Source organism: Streptomyces sp. NPDC002623 (assembly GCF_053592635.1).
In genome coordinates this window covers 108,517-129,836 of sequence record NZ_JBSFWB010000005.1, presented here as the reverse complement: position 1 = coordinate 129,836, position 21,320 = coordinate 108,517, and the positions used below count along the sequence as shown (strand labels likewise).

The window sequence follows — 21,320 nt, the reverse complement described above, 5'->3', positions numbered from 1 at the left end:
TCTTCCTCGTTGGGGGTGGTCAGAGCTTTCCGGCGCCCGCGCCGGACGTCACCGAGGCGACGACGGACGAGGCGGGCTCGGCGGTGTAGCTGTACGGCGGCTTGGTGAAGGTTCCGACCTGCGACACCTCGGTCGTCGCGCCGCCGAGGTCGTTGCCGGTCAGGTTGGCGTAGCCGTCCACGTCGCTGTCGCGGCTCGTGGTGACGGCGACCGGCGTCGAGCGGAAGACGTTGTTCTCGACGAGCATCTGCGCGCCCATGCGCGAGTGGACGGCCGTCTCGGCCCCGACGACGTAGTTGTCGTAGAAGTGGCCGGTGCCGAAGCGCAGGCTGGGGATGCGCGAGTAGACGTTGCTGAAGAGGTTGTGGTGGTACGTCACCCTCAAGTGGCCTGTGTCCTCACTTGAGTTGTTGTCGCTGTGGCCGACGAGTGAGCCCTTGAAGTGGTCCTTGAAGGTGTTCCACGACACCGTCACGTAGTCGGAGGCGTGGTTGATGTCCAGCAGGCCGTCGTAGTAGTCCTTGTCGTGATCGCGGTCGGCCGAGAAGGAGTTGTGGTCGATCCACACCTTGGTGGCGGCCTGGACCTCGATGCCGTCGGCGGGCTTGAGCGGTTTGCTGATGTTCAGATTGCGGATGACGACGTTCGTCACCTTCTTCAGGCGCAGGCCCCCACCCGTGAACCCGGACGCCGAACCGACGCCCAGGACCGTGGTGTTGGACCCGATGTCGACCTGACCGCTCAGCGAGATCAGGCCGTTGACCTTCACGACCTTCGCCGTGCTGCCGGTCACCGCCGTCCGGAAGGCGTCCAGCGTCGAGACGGTGACCGCGGTCGCGCTGCCGCCACCGGTGGTGCCGGCGCCGAAGCCGATCGGCGCGCTGTCGGCGGCGCCCGCCGCCTGGGGGAGAGCGAGGGCCGCCGCCGTGGCGAGAGCGGCGGCCGCCGCCACCAGAGCGGATCTTTGTGCGTGGGGGCGTGGGGGGCCAGTACGCATGCGGGTGCGTCCCTTCGGGGGAGGGGAGTGAGTCACGTGATTCAGGTGTTTCAGATATGTGAATGATGTTCGCCATGTTGAACTTCATGCACGGGCAGTGCGGCCCTTTATGGGGATCGGGCGAGCGGCTCGGTCACACTGCTGAACGGAACGTAGGGGGCAAGCGCTTTCTAGTCAACGCTTCGCGCAGAACGCATTCGGCCGTCCGGCCAGCCTCGGTCGATCGGCAAGGGCTTCCGGGGAGTTGGCGTGGGAGCGCTTCCATGGTGAGCGTGCGCATGCCACCATGCGATGCGGATGCTTCCCCCTCGGCGGCTGGGCCTGTCGAACCGGACCCAGCCGAACGCCGCCTGCCGAGCCGCGGACGTCCCCGCTCCGCACGCCGCACGTCCCCGCTCCGCACGCTTCGACGCACCCCGAGCCGCTACCAGAATGGGGTAATCACGTGATCCACTCACCTGGGCGAACGCAGCGTTCGTTATGGGGCGCCCTGCTTCTTCTCCTCGCCGCAGCCCTGCTCACCGCACCCGCACCCGCCGCCGCGCGGACGGAGGCCGCCGCGGCCGTGCCCGCCGCCACCCTCACCGAGGTCACCGGCTTCGGGGCCAACCCCAGCAACCTGCGCATGTACGTGTACGTGCCGTCCAATGTGACCGCGCACCCGGCGGTCCTGGTCGCCGTGCACTGGTGCACCGGCTCGGGCCCCGACATGTACAACGGCACCGAGTACGACACGCTGGCCGACCGGTACGGATACATCGTGGTCTACCCGTCCGTCACCCGCAGCAGCAAGTGCTTCGACGTCTCCTCGCCGCAGGCGCTGAAGCGCGGGGGCGGCAGCGACCCGGTCGGCATCAGGTCGATGGTCGACTGGGTGAGCGCCAACTACTCCGCCGACACCGGACGCGTCTACGCCACCGGTATCTCCTCCGGCGCGATGATGACCAACGTCCTGCTCGGCGACTACCCCGACGTGTTCGCCGCCGGCGCCGCGTTCGCCGGCGTCCCGTTCGGCTGCTTCGCCACGACCGACGGCTCCGAGTGGAACAGCGCCTGCTCCGGCGGCACCGTGCTCCACACCCCGCAGGAGTGGGGCGACCTCGTCCGCGCGGCCTACCCCGGCTACACCGGGCCCCGGCCGCGTATGCAGCTGTGGCACGGCACCGAGGACGACGTGCTGCGCTACCCCAACTTCGGGGAGGAGATCAAGCAGTGGACCAATGTGCAGGGCGTGAGCCAGACCCCCTCCGCCACCGACTCGCCCGCCTCGAACTGGACCCGGACCCGCTACGGCGGCACCGGTGACCAGGCCCCCGTCGAGGCCGTCAGCCTGCAGGGCGTCGGCCACAACGTGGACATGACCGGCTTGGCGGCCCGCGTCCTCACGTTCTTCGGCCTGGACAGCTCGGGGCCCGCCCCGCAGCCCCAGCCCGGCGGCTGCCGGGTGACCGCGACGACCAACGCCTGGAACACCGGTCTGACCGCCTCCGTGACCCTCACCAACACCGGCGCCACCGCGGTCAACGGCTGGCAGCTCGGCTTCACCCTGCCCGCCGGCCAGACCATCACCAACGGCTGGGGCGCCACGTACGCCCCGGTCTCCGGAGCGGTGACGGCGACCAACGCGACCTGGAACGGGGCCATCGCCCCCAACGCGAGCGTCACCATCGGATACCAGGCCGACCACACGGGCAACAGTGCGGCGCCCGGGGCCTTCACGCTCAACGGGACCGTCTGCACGTCGAGTTGAGCCCGACGGGTGCGCGGGGGCGGTGTGCGAAGGAGCCGCCCCCGCGCAGCCGGCAGGCCTAGACGGTCGGCAGACCGGTCGCCCGGGACCCGTCCGAACCGGCAGGAGTATCCGAACCGGCAGGAGTATCCGAACCGGCAGAGCTGTCCGCACCGGCTGACGCGGGCGAACTGCCCTTGCCCGGCAGGTGGTTGAAGAGCAGGTTGAGGGCGATCGCCGTCACGCAGCCCGCGCTGATGCCGCTGGTCATCACGGTCTGGAACCAGTCGGGGAACTTCGCGTAGAGCGTCGGGACGCCGACCGGCAGCACGCCCATCGCGACCGACACGGCCACCACCGTCAGGTTGTGGTTGCCCTTGAAGTCGACCTCGGCCAGTGTGCGCAGCCCGCTCGCGGCCACCGTGCCGAACATCACCAGACCGGCGCCGCCCAGCACCGGTGCCGGAATCGCCGCCACCACGGCGCCCAGCTTGGGCAGCAGACCCAGCAGGACGAGCATCGCGCCCGCGGAGGCGACGACCCAGCGGCTGCGCACCCGGGTCATGCCCACCAGGCCCACGTTCTGCGCGTACGCCGTGTACGGGAAGGTGTTGAAGACACCGCCGAGGACGGTCGACAGGCCGTCGGCGCGCAGGCCGTCGGAGAGGCTGCGCGAGTCGACCTTGCGGTCCGTCATCTCTCCGACGGCGATGAGGTCACCGGTCGTCTCGGTCATCGTCACCAGGGCCACGACCAGCATCGAGATGATCGCCGAGGCCTCGAACACGGGCGCGCCGAAGTGGAACGGCGTGCTGATCCCGACCCAGTCGGCGTCCCCGACCCCGTCGAAGTCCGTGAACCCGAACGGCACCGCGACCGCGAGCCCCACCGCGATGCCGATCAGCACCGCGATCCGGCTCAGGAAGGCCGGCGCGAAGCGCTGCACGCCCAGCACCACCGCCAGCACGAACGCGGCCAGCCCGATGTTCCTCGGCGCCCCGAAGTCCGCCGAACCGACCCCGCCCGCCGCCCAGTTGCCCGCGACCGGCAGCAGCGAGACACCGATGATCAGGATCACGGTGCCCGTGACCAGCGGCGGGAAGAAGCGCAGCAGCCTGCCGAACACCGGTGCCAGCAGGGCGATCGCGAGCCCCGCCACGATCACCGACCCGTAGATCGCGGGCAGTCCGCCGCCGGTCGTCCCGATGAGCACCATCGGCGACACCGCCGCGAACGTACAGCCCTGCATGATCGGCAGCCGCACGCCGAAGCGCCAGAAGCCCACGCACTGGATGAGCGTGGCGATGCCGCACACCAGCAGGTCGGCGGTGATCAGATACGCCAGATCGGCGGGCGACAGCTTCATCGCACTGCCCACGATCAGGGGCACCGCCACCGCGCCCGCGTACATCGCGAGCACGTGCTGCAGGCCGAAAGCCGCCAACTGCCGTACGGGCGGCACCTCGTCGACGGGATGGACGGGTGCGGTCGTGGCCATGGGCACTCCAGAGCGGTGGGGTGACGGGAAACATGCGGACAGCACGAGACCGTAAGGCGCTTGAACAGTTTGTTGATTTCGATGCTGTTGCCGAGGTGTGTCAGGCTCACCCGGTCGCCCGCGACGCCGCGGCCAGCAGTGACGCCCAGTCCGGCAGCTTCACCACACCCCGCCCGAGCGAGGCCCCCAGCTCCGCCTCGGCCTGCTCGATCGCCAGCCACCCCGCCCACTCGACGACGGGTTCGGCCCCGGCGGCCCGCAGCAACTCCAGCGGATCGTCCGGCAGTTCGCGCCGCAGCAGGACGGGGGCGTCCTCCAGCAGGGACGTCGCCGTCTCCTTGGCGCACGGCCGGTTGGTGCCGATGACACCGGTCGGGCCCCGTTTGATCCAGCCCGCCACGTACTCGCCCGGCGCGACCGCGCCCCCGCGCAGCACCCGCCCGGCGAGATGCGGCACGGTGCCCCGCTCCGGGGCGAACGGCAGCCCCTCCAGCGGCAGTCCGCGATAGCCCACCGAGCGCAGCACCAACTGGGCCTCGAGGTCCTCGTGCCGTCCGGTGCCCGTCACCCCGCCGTGCCCGTCCGGCGCCGTCCGCTCGAAGCGCACGGCGCCCACCCGGTCGCCGTCGGCGAGCAGTTCGACCGGCCGCAGGAAGAACCGGAGCCGGATCCGCCGCCGGGCGCCGCGGGACGGCGTCGCCGCCCAGCCGCGCAGCACCTCCACGTTGCGACGCTGCGCCGCCGGCAGCCCGGCGGGGTCGCCGTACGCCGGGTCGAGCGCCAGCTCCGCCTCGTCCACGATCACCTCGGTGTCCGGCAGGCCGCCCAGCTCGCGCAGCTCCTTGGTGGTGAACCGGGCCTGGGACGGGCCGCGCCGTCCGACCATGTGGATCTCGGTCACCGAGCTCGCCGCGAGCGCGGTCAGCGCCCCCTGCGGCATGTCGGTGGGACTGAGCTCGGCCGGGCCCCGGGCCAGCATTCGGGTGACGTCCACCGCGACGTTTCCCACGCCCACCACCACGGCCGAACGGGCGACGGGCAGAAAGCCGTCCGCGGCGGCGTCCGGATGCGCGCTGTACCAGGACACGAACTCGGTCGCCGACCAGCTGCCGGGCAGCTCCTCGCCGGGGATGCCGAGGTGCCGGTCGGTCGCGGCGCCCACGCAGTACACGACCGCGTGGTACAGCTCGCGCAGCCGCGCCACTGGCACCCCGTCCGCGCCGACCCGGATCCCGCCGAGGAAACGGACCCGCTCGTGCTCCAGCACCGCGCGCAGGTTCTGCTGCAGCGACTTGATCTTCTCGTGGTCCGGGGCGACGCCGTACCGCACGAGCCCGTAGGGGCACGGCAGCCGGTCCAGGACGTCGACCAGCACCTCGGGGTCCTGCTGGACCAGGCTCTGGGCGGTGTAGACCCCGCTCGGCCCCGAGCCGACGACGGCGACACGCAGCACGGCGGAACTCCTTCCCCGGCGGGACGGAGGGGATCGCTGGTGACTCCAGCATCGCACCGCTGCCGCTCCGCTGACAGGGTGCTGTGCGGTCGCGACGCGTGCGTGTCCGTTCGTATGGAAAGTGATCATGCGGTTACGTTGCGTGTATGCTAGAAGCATCGTTTCTTAATCTTTCTGATCGTTCCGCCGGGGACGGCACGGTGTCCGTGTGGCCCGCGTGGGAGGTCCGGGAAGGTGGAGGCGCCACTTCCTGGTTCCATGTCCGGCTGGCCTTCGCCGACGGGGCGTGCGTCGAACTGCTGGCCGTCGTGTCCGAGGGCCGGGTCTCCATCGAGGACGTCCGGGCCCGGCCGGCCCTGTCCCTCGTCGACCTGACGGTCCTCGCCGACTGGATCGAGGGCCCGCTGTTCGAGCGGTGCGACCGGACCGGCCCGGAGGTGGAGCCGCAGAGCGCGGTGGATACGGCGGCTGTGGACGCGGCGGATGCGGAGGTCACGGAGGTCACGGGGCATGCCGAAGACTCGCTCGGCTCCCGGCGGGCCCGACCGTCCTGGCCGCGCGGCATCGAGGGACGGTGGCTGGTCGCGCAGGAGTACCGCGCGGCCCAGGAGGACGGCGTCGACCCCGTTCTCGCCGTCATGTGCGCGACGGGGCGCAGTCGGCGCCGATCGCTGCGGCTGATCGCGCAGGCGCGGGACGCCGGGTATCTGACACCACGTCACGCACGCCGCTGACCGGACCGACGTCGGCAGCGGACGCGGCGGCCGCTACAGCATCCCGCGCATCCGGGTGATCTCACTCGTCTGCTGGGCGATCACATCGTCCGCCATCTCCTCCACCTGCACGTTGTTGCCCTGCGCCTTGACGTCCGTGGCCATGGTGAGGGCGCCCTCGTGATGGGTGATCATCAGGGTGAGGAAGAGCGCGTCGAACGCCTTGCCGCGCGCCGCGCGCAACTCGGTCAGCTGCGCCTCGGTCGCCATCCCGGGCATCGGCGTGTGCACATGCTCGTCGCTCGTCGTCTTCTTGCCGTGTGCCGTGAGCCAGCCCTTCATGGCCTCGATCTCCGGTCCCTGCGCCGCGGAGATGCGCAGGGCGAGCCGCTCGACGTCGCCCGACTCGGCGCGGTCCGGGACGAGTTCGGTCATCTCCAGGGCCTGGGTGTGGTGCTCGATCATCATCTGCGCGTACGACACGTCGGCCGAGTTGGGCGTGTTGTCGTCGGCGCGCTGTTCGGCCGCGTCCTGTGCGGACAGGGTCCGGTTCGCCTCGCCCGGCTTGCCCGGTGCGATCACCGAAGGCCCGCTCGCCGAAGGGCCCTCGGCCGCACCCGACTTGGTGTCCGGCCCGGAGTCGCAGCCCGCGAGCGCGAGTGCGAGCAGCAGTGCGGCCGAGACGAGGGGCGCGTGGCGGACGAGCACAACAACCTCCTGGGACGGGCGAGTTGAGGACGAGCCTGTCGCCCTCGGCTGGATCCGTGCACTGTCTGGATCTTGCACCGCTGAACGTGCTACCGAACAGAAAGATTCATTACGAGTGCGTTGCCGACCTTTGATATGTGCATGATGAAGACGATACTTCTGGGCACCGTGAACCGTTCCCGCGGGAACGGCAACAAGGGAGGATGCAGTGACCCTGTTGAACGATCCCCGAACGCACCGCAGACGGCTGGGAGTCGTCGCCGCGTGTGCCGGACTCCTGGCCGCGCTGCTGAGCGCGGTACCGGCGGCCGCCACCCCTGACCCGGGGGACGGGCCGGCCGTGGAGCAAGAGCTCTCCCAAGGCGCCCGGGCCGAGGCATCCGCGGCGATCGCCGCGGGTGAGATACCCGGGCAGGACGAGATCGTCCACTCCGCCAACATCCAGCACCTGACGAACATCCCCAAGGACGTGCTGCCCGGCACCAACTCGGACCTGGCCTTCCAGGGCAAGTACGCCTTCTCGGGCAACTACGACGGCTTCCGCATCTTCGACATCAGCAACCCGAAGTCGCCGAAGACCGTGTCCCAGGTGCTCTGCCCCGGCGCGCAGAACGACATCTCGGTCTCGGGCGACCTGCTCTTCCTGTCGACCGACTCCTCGCGCAGCGACAGCAGTTGCAACAGCACCACGCAGCCGGTGACCGAGAAGTCCTCCTGGGAGGGCATGAAGGTCTTCGACATCAGCGACAAGAAGAACCCGAAGTACGTCGCCGCCGTGGAGACCGCCTGCGGCTCGCACACCCACACCCTGGTGCCCGAGCGCAAGAACGTCTACGTCTACGTCTCGTCGTACTCGCCCAACGCCGCCTACCCCGACTGCCAGCCCCCGCACGACGGCATCTCGGTCATCAAGGTGCCGCGCAACGCCCCCGAGAAGGCGGCGGTCGTGGGCTTCCCCGTCCTGTTCCCCGGTGAGGGCGCGGACGGCGGCGGCAACCCGGGCAGTCCGACGAACCCCGGCGTGTCCAAGACCACCGGCTGCCACGACATCACGGTGCTGCCGGAGAAGGACCTGGCGGCCGGCGCCTGCATGGGCGACGGCATCCTGTTCTCCATCAAGGACCCGGAGCACCCGAAGGTCATCGACCAGGTCCAGGACAACGTGAACTTCGCGTTCTGGCACTCGGCGACCTTCAACCTGAAGGCGAACAAGGTCGTCTTCACCGACGAGCTGGGCGGCGGCGGAGCGGCCACCTGCAACGCGGCGATCGGCCCGAACCGCGGCGCCGACGGCATCTACGACATCGTCGGCAAGGGCGACAAGCGCAAGCTGGTCTTCCGCAGCTACTACAAGATCCCCCGCTACCAGGCCGACACCGAGAACTGCGTCGCGCACAACGGCTCGCTGATCCCGGTCAAGGGCAAGGACATCATGGTCCAGGCGTGGTACCAGGGCGGCGTCTCCGTCTGGGACTTCACCGACTCGTCGAAGCCCAAGGAGATCGCCTACTTCGAGCGCGGTCCGATCTCCACCAGCACCCTGGTGGGCGGCGGCTCGTGGTCGGCGTACTACTACAACGGCTACATCTACTCCAACGACATCGCCAAGGGCTTCGACGTGCTGAAGCTCAGCGACCGGCGCACGGACCCGGCGAAGCGGGTCCACCTGAGCGAGCTCAACGTCCAGACCCAGCCGGACTACTTCGACTGACTCCCGGCCGACTGACTTCTGGTCGGCGGGTCCGTCGCGAAGAAGCGCGACAGATCGGTGTCACCTCTCCCGCCGGGCGCCTCGGCGTCCGGCGGGACCCCCTGGTCCCAGTCGAGCCGGTAGCGGGCGAACAGCTCGGCGCGCAGTGTCGTGAGCGGCAGCGGCACGTTCGGCAGCACCATCGCGTAGACGGCGCCCATCAGCTGGGAGCGCAGCATCGGGTAGTCGTGGTCGACGTCCTGCGACCCGTGTCGGACGGCCGTGTCCCGCAGCAGCTCGGCCAGCCGCTGTTGCTCCGGACACTGCACGAAGCCCTCGGCCTGCAGCAGCCCCGCCATGTGCTGGCGCATCAGCACCGTGTGGTCCCGGGCCAGCCCCATGATCGCGTCGATGGCCCGCGCCATCCGCTCCCGGCCGTCCTCGGTGTGCGGCTCGCGCTCCAGCGCCTCCTCCAGCGTGCGGTGCATCAGCCGGTGCACGGCCGACTGCACCAGCTGGCGCTTGCCGGGGAAGTAGTACGAGACCAGACCGCGTGCCGAGCCGGCCCGGTCCGCGATGTCGCCGAGCGTCGTCGCCTCGTACCCGCGCTCGCTCACCACCTCCACCGCTGCCTGCAGGAGCCGCTCCCGGGAACGCCGACGCAATTCTTCATTGACCGAGGCGCTGCGCGGGGACATCCTGTAACTCCTGCGTTGACTGGCTATCAGCCAACTATACTCAGGGTGTCCCGGTCTGTTCCGGACGGAACGTGACCGGGCTGCCGCCTGCTCTGGGCGACGCGGGGGATCGTCCAGAGTGGGCGCGCTTCGCCACAGTGGTGGCCTGAGGCTACTGTCGACGGCTGATCCGACGAGGCGAGGCCACGCCGGATCAGCCCGTCAGACCCAGCACCGGGCGCAGCCAGAACTCGGCGGACTCGACACGGAAGCGGGTCCCGGATCGCGCGGGGTCACGTTCCAGAGGAGCGGCAGATCCCCGTCGCAGAACACGCAGACGAAGGCCCGGTCATGGTCGCCACCGCAGTCGTGCCGCGATCGCCAGTGTCACCAGGAGTGCGCCCAGCAGCCAGCCGCCCAGGACGTCGGAGGGCCAGTGGACGCCGAGCCAGATTCGGGTCAGGCCCACGCCCGCGACGGAGACCACGGCCACCGCCAGGGCCGCTCGCCATACGGCGCGGTCGACGCCGTGCCGGTGCAGCAGCCACAACAGGAGGCCGAAGACCACGGTGGCGGTCAGGGCGTGCCCGGAGGGATACGCCGCGTAGTGCGCGGAGTCGACGGGGTCGGGCCAGTCCGGACGGGCGCGGCCGACCCAGGCCTTCAGGCCCTGCTGGATCAGCGTGCCCACCGCCGAGGTGATGATCAGCCAACCGGCCGTCCACCAGGCCGCGTGTCGCCACACCAGCCACACGGCCACCACCCCGACCAGCAGCCTCATGGTCACGGGGTCCCAGACCCAGTCCGTGAGGATGCGGCAGACCTGGGTGACGTCGGGGTCGGCGACCGCCCATCGATGGGTGGTGCGGGAGATGCCGTCGTCGACGGAGATCAGGGGCTGCCAGGCGGCCGCGACCAGGAGGAGCAGCACGGCGGAGCACAGTCCCAGGACCAGGGCGGTACGGACGGCCGTGCGCAGGGCCGTCGGGCGGGGCGGGGAGTCCACGTGCAGGGTGTGCATGTAGTGATCCTCGCCGACCCATGGGGCGAGAGGCGAATCCGAGTGGCCCGGCCAGCGCCCCGGAACGGTCTGCTCCGGCCAGGGGGACGGCCTGTCCCGGGTTCGATACGTCTCTCGGCGGTGATCGCTGCGCGTCGGGCCGGCCGTGTGCTGGTCCAGTGCGGCCGTGTGCTGGTCCCCGTGCGGGGGACGCTCAGCCCAGTGCCCGAAGCGCGGGTACCAGTGTCACCAGCACCGGGATCACCGGTACCAGCGAGGCCGCGGCCGTCAGCCGGAGTCTGCGGGCCGCGGTGAGGCGGTCGGGCGGGGTCAGCAACCGGTCCACGCGCTGCGGGACATGGGCCTGCGGGGCGGGGGAGGGGCCGAACACGCCCCGGTCCTCGTTGAGTTCGACCAGAGCCAGTGCGGTCGTCAGCCGGCCGAAGCGGCGGGAGGCCATGTCGTCGGCGGAGAGTTCGACCAGCCGGTGCATCTCGTCACGGAACGCGGCGAACACCGGCACCTGCGGGAACCCCGTGGCCAGCGCGGTCGAGCAGTGCAGCAGCCAGTCGTGCCGCGCCTGTGCGTGCCCCTGCTCGTGCGCGAGCACGGCGTCCAGCTGACGCCCCTTCAGGCGCTGCAACGCGGCCGTGGTGACCACCAGTCGAGGCTCCGCCCCCGCCAGCCACCAGGCGTCGGCCCGCTCGCCCTCCAACACGAACAGCCGACCGGACGCGGACTCCTCGCCCGGCAACAGCGGCGCGCGCAACCGGAGTTCGGCGCGCCGCGACCGGTGTCCGGCCCGGCTCCGCAGGACCTCCCGCACCAGCATCGCCCCGCTCCACAGCCCGCCGCAGGCGAGCAGCACCGCGGTCGCCGCCGCCCAAGGGCCGGTCGCGCCCAGCGCGTACGCCTCGACGACCGCCTGCGGGGCCGGAGCGAAGACGTGCCCGCGCACCGCCTGCCAGGCCGCCGCCGCGCTCAGCGTCATCGACAGCGCGCAGCACAGCAGGACCGCGGCCACCACGCACTGCCACGCCCACAGGGCCACCACCGGTTCACGGTCCGGCCAGTCGGCCCGGGCGATCAGCCGGGGGGCGATCACGGCGGTCAGAGCGCCGAGTAGCAGCAGGACCGCGGGGACCATCATGGTCAGCACCCTATGAGCGGCGCGGCGCTCAGGGGTACGGCTTGTTACAGCGAAGTGACGCAGACCACGCCCGGGCGACACGGATCACCGCCGAGACGCGTGGACTGCGGCCGCCCACACGGCAGTTGACTCTCGCAGAGGTCGCGAAGGATCACATCGTCAGCAGCATGGCGAGCATTCCGATGCCCATCGACAGCCGGCACGCCCGCGCCACCTCGGGCCGGTCGCTCCAAGCCGCGGCGACGGCGGGTCCGCCCGCCCCGGCCACCGGCAGCAACCGGACCCCGGAGAGCAGCACGTACCCGGTGAAGTACAGCAGTAGCACGCCGGTCAGCAGCGGGATTCCGGAGCCGCCCTGCTCGTGGCCGTGCGCATGCGCGGGCGCGGCGGCCATCACGGCCGCCATGTAGACCATGGCTCCGGTGCCCACCAGGTGGTGCAGATGGTGGGCACTGGTGCGGGCCGCCCACAGGGCCCGCAGCGCCGCCGCGCCGAAGACCGCCGCGAAGGCCGGCCAGGCCCAGCCCGGCGGGGTGAACGCGGCCGAGGGCACGGCCATCGCGGCCATCCCGAAGCCCATCAGCGCCTCGCCGCCCGCGGCCCTGCGCTGTTCCTCGACTCCGCTGCGCATCCGCAACAGGCAGTAGGCCCCGGTCGCCGCACACAGCGCGACGAGCAGCCAGCCGGGCGAAGCCGGTCCGTGCATGCGCACCTCCCCGCTCGACGTCGTCCATCGCGTCCGATCGAGGGATGCGATGCCCACTGCTCGCCGCGCGCACGCGGGCGCAAGGGTGTACATGGGGAGCATTCGGCGGAGCACGGCACGGGCACAGCGCAGGTGTGGCACAGGTGCGGCACGGGCGCGGCATCGGCGCGGCATCGGCCCGGGATGCGCCGGCCGAGTAATTTTATGAGTAAAACACATGCTAAATTGATGAGCATGAGCAGCACCAGCAGCCCTCTCCCGCTCGCCGCTGCGCTGCGCCTCGGCCGGCCCTCCGACATCTGGTTCAAGCCCGCCCTGAGCGTGGTCGCGGCGGTCGCCCCGCCCAACCTGATCCTGCTGGCACTCGGGCGGCTGGATCTGGCCATGTACACGATGGCGGGCTCGCTCTGCGCGCTCTACGCCCACAACCGCCCCTATGCGGCCCGGGCCCGCGTCCTGGCCTGGGTGGTGCTGGGCATGACCGGCGGACTGGCCGTCGCCCTGCTCGCGGCCTCGCTCACCACCAGCCCCGTCGTGCTGGTCGCCGTCGGCGCGCTGCTCGCGGCCGCGCAGAAGGTGCTCAGCGACGCGACCCGCCTCGGCCCGCCCGGCCATGTCGTCCTCACCTTCATCAGCTCCGCCTCGCTGTTCGCGCCGCAGAGCCTCGGACAGGTCCCCGGCCATCTGGGACTGGCCCTCGCCACGGGCGCCTGGGCCTGGCTGATCGGCATGGCGCCCGGGCTCGCCCGCCCGCACGGCCCCGAGCGCCGCGCCACCGCCCACGCCCTGAACGCGGCCGCCGCCCACGCCGCCACGGACGACGCAGACGACGGCCACGCCCGGACCCGCGCCGCCGCGCCCGCGGCCGCCGCCGTGCACGCCGCCTGGCAGACCCTCCTGTCGGCCCGCGCAGGGGAAACGCGCCGCGCCCTGGAACGTCTGGTCGTCCGCGCCGAGATCGCCCTGGCCGCGCCCGCCGACACCGACTCCACCCGACTGCGCGACTGGGCGCGCGAGCTGCGGGGCACCGGCCCGGTCCCGCACCCGGACGACCTCGTCGACGACGACGAACTCCTCGGCCTCGACGCCGAACTCGCCACCGCAGGACCGTCGTTGTGGCGTCGCCTCGGCCCCCTCACGCCGATCGCCGTACGCACCGCCCTCGGCTGCGCCCTCGCCGGTTACGTCTCCCTCGCCCTCGGGGTCGGACGCCCCTACTGGGCCCTGGTCACCGCCGCATCCCTCTACCAGGCGAACGTCACCCTCACCTGGAGCCGTGGGGTCCAGCGGGTCGTCGGCAACCTCGTCGGCGTCCTCGCCTTCGCCGCGCTCGTCCCGCTCGCCCATCTCACACAGGCGGCCCTCGTCCTGGTCTGCCTCGCCCTCAACTTCGGCGCCGAGGCGCTGATCAGCCGCAACTACTGGCTCGGCAGCGTCTGTGTGACCCCGATGGCCCTGCTCATCACCGAGTTCGCGCAGGTCCAGGATCCGGGCCGGCTGATCACCGAGCGGCTCGTGGACACCCTCGTCGGCGCGGTGGTCGGCTTCGGCGCCGCGGTCGCCGTCACCAACCGCCGGGCCGGCGACCGCCTCGGCGCCGCCCTGACGGCCGTCGAACAGTCCCGCGAGCACACCGCCCGCCTGCTCGCGGAGCCGTCTTCCGCCCCCGGCCCACTGGACTCGGCCCGCCGGAGCCTCACCGCCGCGCTGGTCGACCTGCGCGCCGCGGCCGACGCGGCATCCGGCGAGTGGTGGCAGCGGGCGCTGCCCGAGGAGCGGGTCGTGACGGCCGAACAGTCCGGACACCGTACGCTCGCGGCGACGGTACGGCGCCAGGGGCTGCTCCTGGACCGGGACGTGAACGTGGTGAGAGCGGAGGACGTACGGCGATGACGGCGACGCAGGGACGGGCGGCGGCCGGGAACGGGGCGGGGGAGGGACCGGCGACCGGGGACGCGTCGCGGGAACGACCCGCGGCCGAAGACCTGAATCCCATCGGCGACGAGTCCGGGAACGGCGACCCGCCCACGAGCGAGCGCTCGCCCACGAGCGAGGCTTCGCCACCGAGTGAGGCCTCGGCCACGATCGACGGCTCGACCACGAGCGACACCTTGGCCCCGAGCGACACCTCGGCCACGAACGTCGGATCGGCCAGGAACGACGACTCGGCCACGACCGACGGCTCGACCCGGAACGACACCGTCGCCGCCGTCGTGCGGCAGTGGCAGACCGTCCGGCCCGAGCTGGACACCGGCCCCATGGAGATCATCGGCCGGGTCAACCGCTGTGCCGCCCTGCTCCAGCAGGCCGAGGACGCGCCCCTGCGGCGAGCCGGACTGAGCCGTCCCGAGTTCGACCTGCTGGGAGCGTTGCGCCGTACCGGCCATGAGCTGACCCCCGGCGAACTGGCCCGCGAGACGTTCTCCTCCGGGGCCGCCGTCACCAAGCGTCTCAAGCAGCTCAGCGAGCGCGGCCTGGTGGAGCGCCGCGGCGACACCCGTGACCGCCGCGTCGCGCACCTTCGCCTCACGGACGCCGGGCGTGACCTCGTCGACGGCATCCTGCCCGAGCAACTCACCTACGAGAGCGCCGTCCTGTCCGCCCTGGACGACGGCCGACAGGACGAACTGGCCGATCTGCTGGGCGAGTTGCTCAGCCGACTGGAGGGACACATGCGGGGGCTGCGGGCCTGAGGGCCCGGACTTCAGCGCTCGTCGCCCGCCCGGTACACGCCGAACACCGCGTTCTGCGGGTCCCGCAGCACGGCGATCCGGGGACCGTCCGGCACCGACGTCGGCTCCATCAGCGCGGTGCCGCCCGCCCCGACCGCCGTCTGCGTGGAGGCGTCCACGTCGGCCACCGCGAAGTACGGCAGCCAGTGCGACGGCACTTCGGGCGGGAACTTCTCGTCCATCGTGATCATGCCGCCGAAGTCCGCGCCGCCGACGCCCCACTGCACGTAGTTCTCCGAGGAGCGCACGGTCCAGCCGAACACCGTCGTGTAGAAGGCCTCCGCACGGTCGGGGTCGCGGGTCAGCAGATCGACCCAGCCGAGCGAGCCGGGCGCGTTGAAAAGCCCGGCGCCCGGGAAGGACCGCGCCTGCCACAGCTGGAACGCGGCGCCGCCCGGATCGACGGCGACCACGAAACGACCCACGTCGAAGACGTCCATCGGACCGACCGGCACCTTGCCGCCGGCCTCCGTGACCAGTCGCGCGCTGACATCCGCGTCGGTCACCCCGAACGACACGCTCCAGGCGCGCGGCTGCGACTCCTGGTACAGGGGACTGAGCGCGGCGACGGCCGCCTCGCCGAGGTGCGCGACCGTGTAACCGCCCGCTTCCTGCCGTGGATCCGTCTCCGTGCGCCAGCCGAACAGCTCCGCGTAGAACCGCTTCGCCGCTTCCAGGTCACTGGTCCCCAGCTCGGCCCAGCAGGGCCCGCCGGGCACGAGCGCGTCGAGCTTCATGGCGTTCCCTCCGAAAGAGACCCCTTCCAGCACGCTATGCCGCGACCCGACCCACGGCATCCGGTGACCGCCCCACCCCCTCGACGACCGCCCGACTGCCCGATCGAGTGGCCCAGCTCCCCCGAACCGAGGTTCAGATGCCCGGCCGAAAGCGGATCGGATGGTCCGCCGGTACCTCCACCAGCACGATCGGCGTTCCGTCCGGATCCGCGATCCACATCTCGACCAGCCCCCAGGGCTCCTTCACCGGCGGCCGGACGATCTCGACCCCCTTCGCCAGCAGCTCCTCGTGCGCCGCGGTCGCGTCCGCCACCTGCAGCCACAGCCGTACGGCGGGATCCGGCGGCGTGTCCGCGCGCCCCGAGAGCTCCAGGAAGCCGCCGCCGAGGAAGTAGACGACCCCGCGCTGCGGCCCCGTGCCGAACTCGCGGTAGACGGCCAACCCCAGCTGCTCCCCGTAGAAGGCACGAGAACGCTCGGGGTCGGTGGGGTGGAGCAGGGTTCTACTGCTGAGTACGTGCACCATGCAGCGGAAGCCTACTGGGGCAGGATTAGGCTCGTCCGAGGCCCCGCCGCGTCAGAGACCGCAGAGACTCGCACAGCCCCGCAGGGACTCGCACAGCCCCGCAGAGACCGTTCAGAGACCGGAGACCGCCCGCATGGACACTGCCGCCGCCGAATCCGCCGAATCCGCCGAATCCGCCGAATCCACCGAGTTCGCCTTCCGCGACGCCACCGACGCCGACGTGGACGCGCTCGTCGCACTCGTCGAGTCCGCCTACCGCGGAGACTCCAGCCGCGCCGGGTGGACGACGGAGGCGGACATACTGGAGGGTCAGCGGACCGATCCCGAGGGCGTGCTCGCGGTCATCAAGAACCCCGACAGCCGGCTGCTCACCGTCGAGCAGGGCGGCCGGATCGTCGCCTGCTGCCAGCTCGAACACCGCGGCGACCACGCCTACTTCGGGATGTTCGCGGTCAGCCCCACGGTGCAGGGCGCCGGGCTCGGCAAGACGGTCATGGCGCAGGCCGAGCGGCAGGCCCGCGAGGACTGGGAGGTCACCGAGATGCACATGACCGTGATCTCCGTTCGCGACGACCTCATCGCCTGGTACAAGCGGCGCGGCTACCGCCGTACGGGACGCATGACCCCCTTCCCGTACGGCGACGAGCGCTTCGGCATCCCCCAGCGCGACGACCTGCAGTTCGAGCTGCTGGTCAAGGAGCTCGCCTGACCGCTATGCCGTGAAGCGGCCCGTGCGTCTGATCTCCGGGTAGTCGGTGGTCGCGCCGTCCAGCTCCAGGGCGCGGACGAGCCGCAGCTGGTCCTGTGTGTTGACCACCCAGCCGATGATCCGCAGGTCCCGTTTCCGCGCCTCCTCGACGATCTCCAGGTTGAGCCGCCGCAGGTTGAGGCAGACCGTCGCGGCACCGGCGGCCACGGCTCGGTCCACGATGTCCAGGCCGACGGGGGTCCCCCCGCTCGAGTCCGGTCGAGAGTGGGGGAGGCTGCTGATGAGTGCAGTGCGCACCCCGGGCACCAGTCGGGCGATCTCCGCGACGGCCTCGTCGTGGAACGAGGACACCTCCACCCGGTCCACCAGGTCCCTCGCCTGCATCACCTCGGCGAGCGCCCGGGCCGCCTGAACGTCCTTGATCTCGGCCTGGAGCGGTGCTCGCACGGCGTCCAGCACCTCCTCGAAGACCGGGACGCGCTCCCCGCGGCCGGCGTCGAGGGTCCGCAGCTCCGCGAGCGTCTGCTCGGCGACGGGCCCGGTCCCGTCGGTCGTGCGGTCCACGTCGGGGTCGTGCATGACCACGAGCGCGCCGTCCCGGCTCAGGTGCAGATCGAGTTCGATGACGTCGAGGCCCGCCTGCTCGGCGGCGACGAAGGAGCGCAGGGTGTTCTCGGGCTCGACGCCCATGACTCCACGGTGACCGATGGTGAGGAAGTTCAAGACGCGACCCGCTTCCGTCGACGGTTGTGCCGGCTGGCCACCCAGCCCGGTCGTCGTCCGGCCGGCCGGAGCATGCGTGTGCGCACCAGACTCTTCCTACCCACCCCGCCACGGCGGAAGCAACCGCACCTCCGATGTCCGGCAGGAAAAAGTGCGGTGAAATTGCTGGGCCGCAGGATAATCTCCCGAAGGTCCACTTGCTGGAGGAAACCTCATATGCATACGGTGTCCTGACGCGAGGTTCTCCAGTGGAGGATGGGACATGACGGAAATTCTTGTGCAGGCGGCTACGGGGGAGCGAGTGCCTCCGGCGACCAGGGTGGTGGAGCACCCGGCGTGGCGCGTGCTCAAGGATGCCGTGGAGCGGATCCGGCCCTGGCAGGCGAAGGACGGATCGATCGACTTCACGGCCGAGGACGCACCACAGCGCACGGACGCCGAGCAGGCCGTCCGGCGTGTGATCGAGGCCGTCGAGGAGCTGTCGCCGCTGCTCCCGCACGACGCCGACTACCACCGCGCCCTGGCGCGGGATCTGCGGGTCTGGGCGGACGGCGGTTTCGCCGTGCCGGACTTCCTCGACTCCCTGCTGGCCTTCCAGCCGGCCGCGAACCGCCGCGACGGCCTCCAGCACCTGGTCGTCTTCCCGATGTACACGCAGAACGGCAACCCGGACCGCAACCTCGAGGCGGTCGTGCTGCGCATGGTCTGGCCGGACTGGCTGGCCGAGCTGGAGCGCACCCGCTACGACAACCCGCTGTTCTGCGGCATCACCTTCGAGGACTTCACGGCCGGCTACGACACCAACTCGGCCGTGCTGTTCCCGGAGACGATCGCGGTCCGCCAAGCGCCGGAACGTTTCTCCTGGGGTGGCATCTTCTGCGACCGCGAGGCCGCCCGCTTCCGCCGTGTCACCGACGCCGCCATCGAGGTCCTGGGTCTGGAGCTGCCCGAGGACATCGCCGCCATGGTCCACGACCAGAAGCGCTGCGAGGAGGCCTTCGTCCTGTGGGACATGGTCCACGACCGCACCCACAGCCACGGCGACCTGCCCTTCGACCCCTTCATGATCAAGCAGCGCCAGCCGTTCTGGATGTACGGCCTGGAGGAGCTGCGCTGCGACCTCACCGCCTTCAAGGAGGCCGTGAAACTGGAGTCCGACGGCGTCCCGCAGGCCCGTGACGTGCAGTACGCGGTCCTCTTCGACCGGATGTTCCGCTTCCCGGTCACCGGCGACCGGGTGCGCAACTACGACGGCCTCGGCGGCCAGCTGCTCTTCGCCTACCTGCACAAGCACGATGTAGTCCGCTGGACCGACAACAAGCTGCACATCGACTGGCGGCGCGCCCCGCAGGTCACCAACCAGCTCTGCGCGGACATCGAGCAGCTGTACCGCGACGGCATCGACCGGCCGAAGCTCGTGCACTGGTTCGCGGGCTACGAGCTGGTCTCCGCCTATCTCGCCCCGCACCCGGGCTCCAAGTGGGCCAAGGGCCCCGACGCCCTGGATCTGACCCAGCCGCCCCGCAAGCTGGTGGATGACGTGCTTCCGGACGAGTTTCCGCTGAGCATGTTCTATGAGGCACTGTCCAAGAAGCTGAAGAATGTGATCGCCTCCACCAAGGGCATCACGGCGGACGGCGCCGAGCGGATCGCCGCGTGAGCGACCTGCGCATCGAGGACACTGCTCTGCAGAACACTGCTCAGGAGGCGAAGACCATGGGGAACGGGGCTCTCAGCGGTGCGGTGATCGCGGTGGCCGGCGCGGGCGGACCCGCCGGCCGGGCGGCACTGCTCAGGCTTGCCCAGGAGGGCGCGACCGTCGTCGGCTCGGACAACGACCCGGAGCGGCTGGCCGAGGCCGTCGACCACGCGCGCTACGAGGCCGGCGGCGCCACCGTCACCGGCGACACCGTCGACCTGCTCGACCTGAACTCCACCCGCGAGTGGGCCACCCGCATCGAGAAGGACTTCGGCCGGGTCGACGGCCTGGTCCATCTCGTCGGGGGCTGGCGCGGCAGCGAGACGTTCATCAAGACCAGCCTCGACGACTGGGACTTCCTGGAACTGCTGCTGGTCAAGACCGTGCAGCACACCTCCCTCGCCTTCGGCGAGGCGCTCCAGGCCAGCGCGCGCGGCCGGTACGTCCTGATCAGCGCCGCGGCCGCCGGCAACCCTACCGCCGGCAACGCCGCCTACGCCGCGGCCAAGGCCGCGGCCGAGGCGTGGACGCTGGCCCTGGGCGACTACTTCCGCAAGGCCGGGGGCGCCGAGGGGCCCACCTCGGCGGCCACGATCCTGGTCGTGAAGGCACTGGTGCACGACGCGATGCGCGCCGAGCGGCCCAACGCGAAGTTCGCGGGCTTCACGGACGTCGAGGACCTGGCCGACGCCATCGCCGGTGTCTGGGAGAAGACCGCCCTCGAAGTGAACGGACAGCGTCTGTGGCTCACCGAGAAGCCGTGAACCCACCGAAGACCGACGCGCGTCGCCATCACGACCCCGAGGTCCGCGGTTTCGCCAGCGACAACTACGCCGGCGCCCACCCGGAGGTGCTGGCCGCCCTGGCCCTGGCCAACGGCGGCCACCAGGTCGCCTACGGCGAGGACGACTACACCGAGAACCTCCAGCGGATCGTCCGCAGCCACTTCGGGTCCACCGCGGAGGCCTTCCCGGTCTTCAACGGCACCGGCGCCAACGTCGTCGCGCTCCAGGCCGTCACCGACCGCTGGGGAGCGGTGATCTGCGCCGAGAGCGCCCATATCAACGTGGACGAGGGCGGCGCGCCCGAGCGCATGGGCGGTCTGAAGCTGCTCACCGTCGCGACGCCCGACGGCAAGCTCACCCCCGAGCTGATCGACCGGCAGGCCTGGGGCTGGGAGGACGAGCACCGCGCGATGCCGCAGGTCGTCTCGATCACCCAGAGCACGGAGCTCGGCACCCTCTACACGCCCGACGAGATCCGCGCGATCTGCGACCATGCCCACGCGCACGGCATGAAGGTCCACCTGGACGGCTCCCGGATAGCCAACGCGGCCGCCTCCCTGAACGTCCCGATGCGGACGTTCACCAACGCGGTCGGCGTCGACATCCTCTCCCTGGGCGGCACCAAGAACGGCGCGCTGTTCGGCGAGGCGGTCGTCGTGATCGACCAGGACGCCGTCAGCCACATGAAGCATCTGCGCAAGCTGTCCATGCAGCTCGCCTCCAAGATGCGCTTCGTGTCGGTGCAGTTGGAGGCCCTGCTGGCCAAGGACCTGTGGCTGCGCAACGCCCGCCACGGCAACGAGATGGCCCAGCGGCTGGCCGAGGGCGTGCGGGCCGTGCACGGCGTGGAGATCCTGTATCCCGTGCAGGCCAACGGCGTCTTCGCGAAGCTCCCGCACGACGTGAGCGAGCGGCTGCAGAAGCGGTTCCGGTTCTACTTCTGGGACGAGTCGGCGGGCGTCGTGCGCTGGATGTGCGCGTTCGACACGACCGAGGAGGACGTGGACGCGTTCGTGGCGGCGGTCAAGGAGGAGATGGCGCGCTGAGCGGGAGCACACCCGCTCGCATGTGTGCATAGATATGCGATC

Annotated in this window: 20 protein-coding genes; 9 read left to right on the top strand and 11 right to left on the bottom strand. The window is 71.0% G+C overall.

Annotated elements, in window-relative coordinates:
- Nucleotides 1-19 precede the first annotated feature (19 nt).
- Nucleotides 20-997 carry a pectate lyase family protein gene (locus ACWD4O_RS11105; RefSeq protein WP_451279498.1) on the bottom strand — a complete coding sequence of 326 codons (978 nt, stop codon included), beginning with the start codon at nt 995-997 and terminating at the stop codon, nt 20-22.
- Nucleotides 998-1,442: 445 nt separating this feature from the next.
- Here ACWD4O_RS11105 and ACWD4O_RS11100 point away from each other — a divergent pair, with 445 nt between their 5' ends.
- Nucleotides 1,443-2,747 carry an extracellular catalytic domain type 1 short-chain-length polyhydroxyalkanoate depolymerase gene (locus ACWD4O_RS11100; RefSeq protein WP_451279497.1) on the top strand — a complete coding sequence of 435 codons (1,305 nt, stop codon included), beginning with the start codon at nt 1,443-1,445 and terminating at the stop codon, nt 2,745-2,747.
- 58 nt (nt 2,748-2,805) lie between these two features.
- Here ACWD4O_RS11100 and ACWD4O_RS11095 read toward each other — a convergent pair whose 3' ends face one another.
- Nucleotides 2,806-4,224: a nucleobase:cation symporter-2 family protein gene (locus ACWD4O_RS11095; protein WP_451279496.1), complete on the bottom strand. Its 1,419-nt coding sequence runs from the start codon at nt 4,222-4,224 to the stop codon at nt 2,806-2,808.
- 106 nt (nt 4,225-4,330) lie between these two features.
- Complete coding sequence (locus tag ACWD4O_RS11090; RefSeq protein ID WP_451279495.1) at nt 4,331-5,677, bottom strand: FAD-dependent oxidoreductase; 1,347 nt, start codon at nt 5,675-5,677, stop codon at nt 4,331-4,333.
- Nucleotides 5,678-5,877: 200 nt separating this feature from the next.
- Here ACWD4O_RS11090 and ACWD4O_RS11085 point away from each other — a divergent pair, with 200 nt between their 5' ends.
- Nucleotides 5,878-6,411 (top strand): DUF6214 family protein, encoded by a 534-nt coding sequence (locus ACWD4O_RS11085; protein ID WP_451279494.1) that lies wholly within the window; start codon nt 5,878-5,880, stop codon nt 6,409-6,411.
- A gap of 33 nt (nt 6,412-6,444) precedes the next feature.
- Here the strand turns inward: ACWD4O_RS11085 and ACWD4O_RS11080 are convergent, their stop codons facing one another.
- On the bottom strand, nt 6,445-7,098 hold the full coding sequence (locus ACWD4O_RS11080) for a DUF305 domain-containing protein (protein ID WP_451279493.1): 654 nt from the start codon (nt 7,096-7,098) through the stop codon (nt 6,445-6,447).
- Nucleotides 7,099-7,306: 208 nt separating this feature from the next.
- On the opposite strand from ACWD4O_RS11080, the gene ACWD4O_RS11075 reads away from it, so the two are divergent.
- A complete protein-coding gene (locus ACWD4O_RS11075) occupies nt 7,307-8,809 on the top strand; it encodes an LVIVD repeat-containing protein (protein WP_451279492.1) in 1,503 nt (500 codons plus the stop codon).
- On the opposite strand, the gene ACWD4O_RS11070 is transcribed toward ACWD4O_RS11075, so the two are convergent.
- From ACWD4O_RS11070 to ACWD4O_RS11055, 4 genes are all read right to left on the bottom strand, one after another.
- On the bottom strand, nt 8,797-9,486 hold the full coding sequence (locus ACWD4O_RS11070; RefSeq protein ID WP_451279491.1) for a TetR/AcrR family transcriptional regulator: 690 nt from the start codon (nt 9,484-9,486) through the stop codon (nt 8,797-8,799). The genes ACWD4O_RS11075 and ACWD4O_RS11070 overlap by 13 nt on opposite strands.
- Before the next feature lie 328 nt (nt 9,487-9,814).
- Nucleotides 9,815-10,486, bottom strand: a complete 672-nt coding sequence (locus tag ACWD4O_RS11065; RefSeq protein WP_451279490.1) for a phosphatase PAP2 family protein — start codon at nt 10,484-10,486, stop codon at nt 9,815-9,817.
- 193 nt (nt 10,487-10,679) lie between these two features.
- The gene (locus ACWD4O_RS11060; protein ID WP_450949024.1) at nt 10,680-11,615 is read right to left on the bottom strand and encodes a M56 family metallopeptidase; all 936 of its coding nucleotides are present in this window, start codon (nt 11,613-11,615) and stop codon (nt 10,680-10,682) included.
- 151 nt (nt 11,616-11,766) lie between these two features.
- The gene (locus tag ACWD4O_RS11055; RefSeq protein ID WP_451279489.1) at nt 11,767-12,321 is read right to left on the bottom strand and encodes a DUF5134 domain-containing protein; all 555 of its coding nucleotides are present in this window, start codon (nt 12,319-12,321) and stop codon (nt 11,767-11,769) included.
- A 234-nt stretch (nt 12,322-12,555) separates the two neighbouring features.
- Here ACWD4O_RS11055 and ACWD4O_RS11050 point away from each other — a divergent pair, with 234 nt between their 5' ends.
- A complete protein-coding gene (locus tag ACWD4O_RS11050; protein WP_451279488.1) occupies nt 12,556-14,214 on the top strand; it encodes an FUSC family protein in 1,659 nt (552 codons plus the stop codon).
- A 320-nt stretch (nt 14,215-14,534) separates the two neighbouring features.
- Nucleotides 14,535-15,014, top strand: a complete 480-nt coding sequence (locus ACWD4O_RS11045) for a MarR family winged helix-turn-helix transcriptional regulator (protein ID WP_450949066.1) — start codon at nt 14,535-14,537, stop codon at nt 15,012-15,014.
- 11 nt (nt 15,015-15,025) lie between these two features.
- Here ACWD4O_RS11045 and ACWD4O_RS11040 read toward each other — a convergent pair whose 3' ends face one another.
- Nucleotides 15,026-15,790, bottom strand: coding sequence for a VOC family protein (locus tag ACWD4O_RS11040; RefSeq protein WP_451279487.1), 765 nt, complete (start codon nt 15,788-15,790; stop codon nt 15,026-15,028).
- Between the two features lie 133 nt (nt 15,791-15,923).
- Nucleotides 15,924-16,316 carry a VOC family protein gene (locus tag ACWD4O_RS11035; protein WP_451279486.1) on the bottom strand — a complete coding sequence of 131 codons (393 nt, stop codon included), beginning with the start codon at nt 16,314-16,316 and terminating at the stop codon, nt 15,924-15,926.
- Nucleotides 16,317-16,449: 133 nt separating this feature from the next.
- Between ACWD4O_RS11035 and ACWD4O_RS11030 the strand changes: the two genes are divergently transcribed.
- The gene (locus ACWD4O_RS11030; protein ID WP_451279485.1) at nt 16,450-17,025 is read left to right on the top strand and encodes a GNAT family N-acetyltransferase; all 576 of its coding nucleotides are present in this window, start codon (nt 16,450-16,452) and stop codon (nt 17,023-17,025) included.
- Between the two features lie 3 nt (nt 17,026-17,028).
- On the opposite strand, the gene ACWD4O_RS11025 is transcribed toward ACWD4O_RS11030, so the two are convergent.
- Nucleotides 17,029-17,748 (bottom strand): glycerophosphodiester phosphodiesterase, encoded by a 720-nt coding sequence (locus ACWD4O_RS11025; RefSeq protein WP_451279484.1) that lies wholly within the window; start codon nt 17,746-17,748, stop codon nt 17,029-17,031.
- Nucleotides 17,749-18,010: 262 nt separating this feature from the next.
- Here ACWD4O_RS11025 and ACWD4O_RS11020 point away from each other — a divergent pair, with 262 nt between their 5' ends.
- Genes ACWD4O_RS11020 through ACWD4O_RS11010 form a run of 3 tightly spaced genes read left to right on the top strand, consistent with a single transcriptional unit; the run spans nt 18,011 to nt 21,278 of the window.
- Nucleotides 18,011-19,408: a DUF6421 family protein gene (locus tag ACWD4O_RS11020; RefSeq protein WP_451279483.1), complete on the top strand. Its 1,398-nt coding sequence runs from the start codon at nt 18,011-18,013 to the stop codon at nt 19,406-19,408.
- A gap of 56 nt (nt 19,409-19,464) precedes the next feature.
- A complete protein-coding gene (locus tag ACWD4O_RS11015) occupies nt 19,465-20,211 on the top strand; it encodes an SDR family oxidoreductase (RefSeq protein ID WP_351920562.1) in 747 nt (248 codons plus the stop codon).
- Nucleotides 20,208-21,278 (top strand): threonine aldolase family protein, encoded by a 1,071-nt coding sequence (locus ACWD4O_RS11010; protein WP_451279482.1) that lies wholly within the window; start codon nt 20,208-20,210, stop codon nt 21,276-21,278. Before ACWD4O_RS11015 ends, ACWD4O_RS11010 begins: the two co-directional genes overlap by 4 nt.
- The last annotated feature ends 42 nt before the right edge of the window (nt 21,279-21,320 follow it).

Coding starts and splice junctions, on each gene's coding strand:
- ACWD4O_RS11015 (WP_351920562.1), top strand. CDS start 19,465: ATGGGGAACGGGGCTCTCAGCGGTGCGGTGATCGCGGTGGCCGGCGCG.
- ACWD4O_RS11095 (WP_451279496.1), bottom strand. CDS start 4,224: ATGGCCACGACCGCACCCGTCCATCCCGTCGACGAGGTGCCGCCCGTA.
- ACWD4O_RS11065 (WP_451279490.1), bottom strand. CDS start 10,486: ATGCACACCCTGCACGTGGACTCCCCGCCCCGCCCGACGGCCCTGCGC.
- ACWD4O_RS11105 (WP_451279498.1), bottom strand. CDS start 997: ATGCGTACTGGCCCCCCACGCCCCCACGCACAAAGATCCGCTCTGGTG.
- ACWD4O_RS11020 (WP_451279483.1), top strand. CDS start 18,011: ATGACGGAAATTCTTGTGCAGGCGGCTACGGGGGAGCGAGTGCCTCCG.
- ACWD4O_RS11055 (WP_451279489.1), bottom strand. CDS start 12,321: ATGCACGGACCGGCTTCGCCCGGCTGGCTGCTCGTCGCGCTGTGTGCG.
- ACWD4O_RS11030 (WP_451279485.1), top strand. CDS start 16,450: ATGGACACTGCCGCCGCCGAATCCGCCGAATCCGCCGAATCCGCCGAA.
- ACWD4O_RS11040 (WP_451279487.1), bottom strand. CDS start 15,790: ATGAAGCTCGACGCGCTCGTGCCCGGCGGGCCCTGCTGGGCCGAGCTG.
- ACWD4O_RS11070 (WP_451279491.1), bottom strand. CDS start 9,486: ATGTCCCCGCGCAGCGCCTCGGTCAATGAAGAATTGCGTCGGCGTTCC.
- ACWD4O_RS11050 (WP_451279488.1), top strand. CDS start 12,556: ATGAGCAGCACCAGCAGCCCTCTCCCGCTCGCCGCTGCGCTGCGCCTC.
- ACWD4O_RS11060 (WP_450949024.1), bottom strand. CDS start 11,615: ATGATGGTCCCCGCGGTCCTGCTGCTACTCGGCGCTCTGACCGCCGTG.
- ACWD4O_RS11035 (WP_451279486.1), bottom strand. CDS start 16,316: ATGGTGCACGTACTCAGCAGTAGAACCCTGCTCCACCCCACCGACCCC.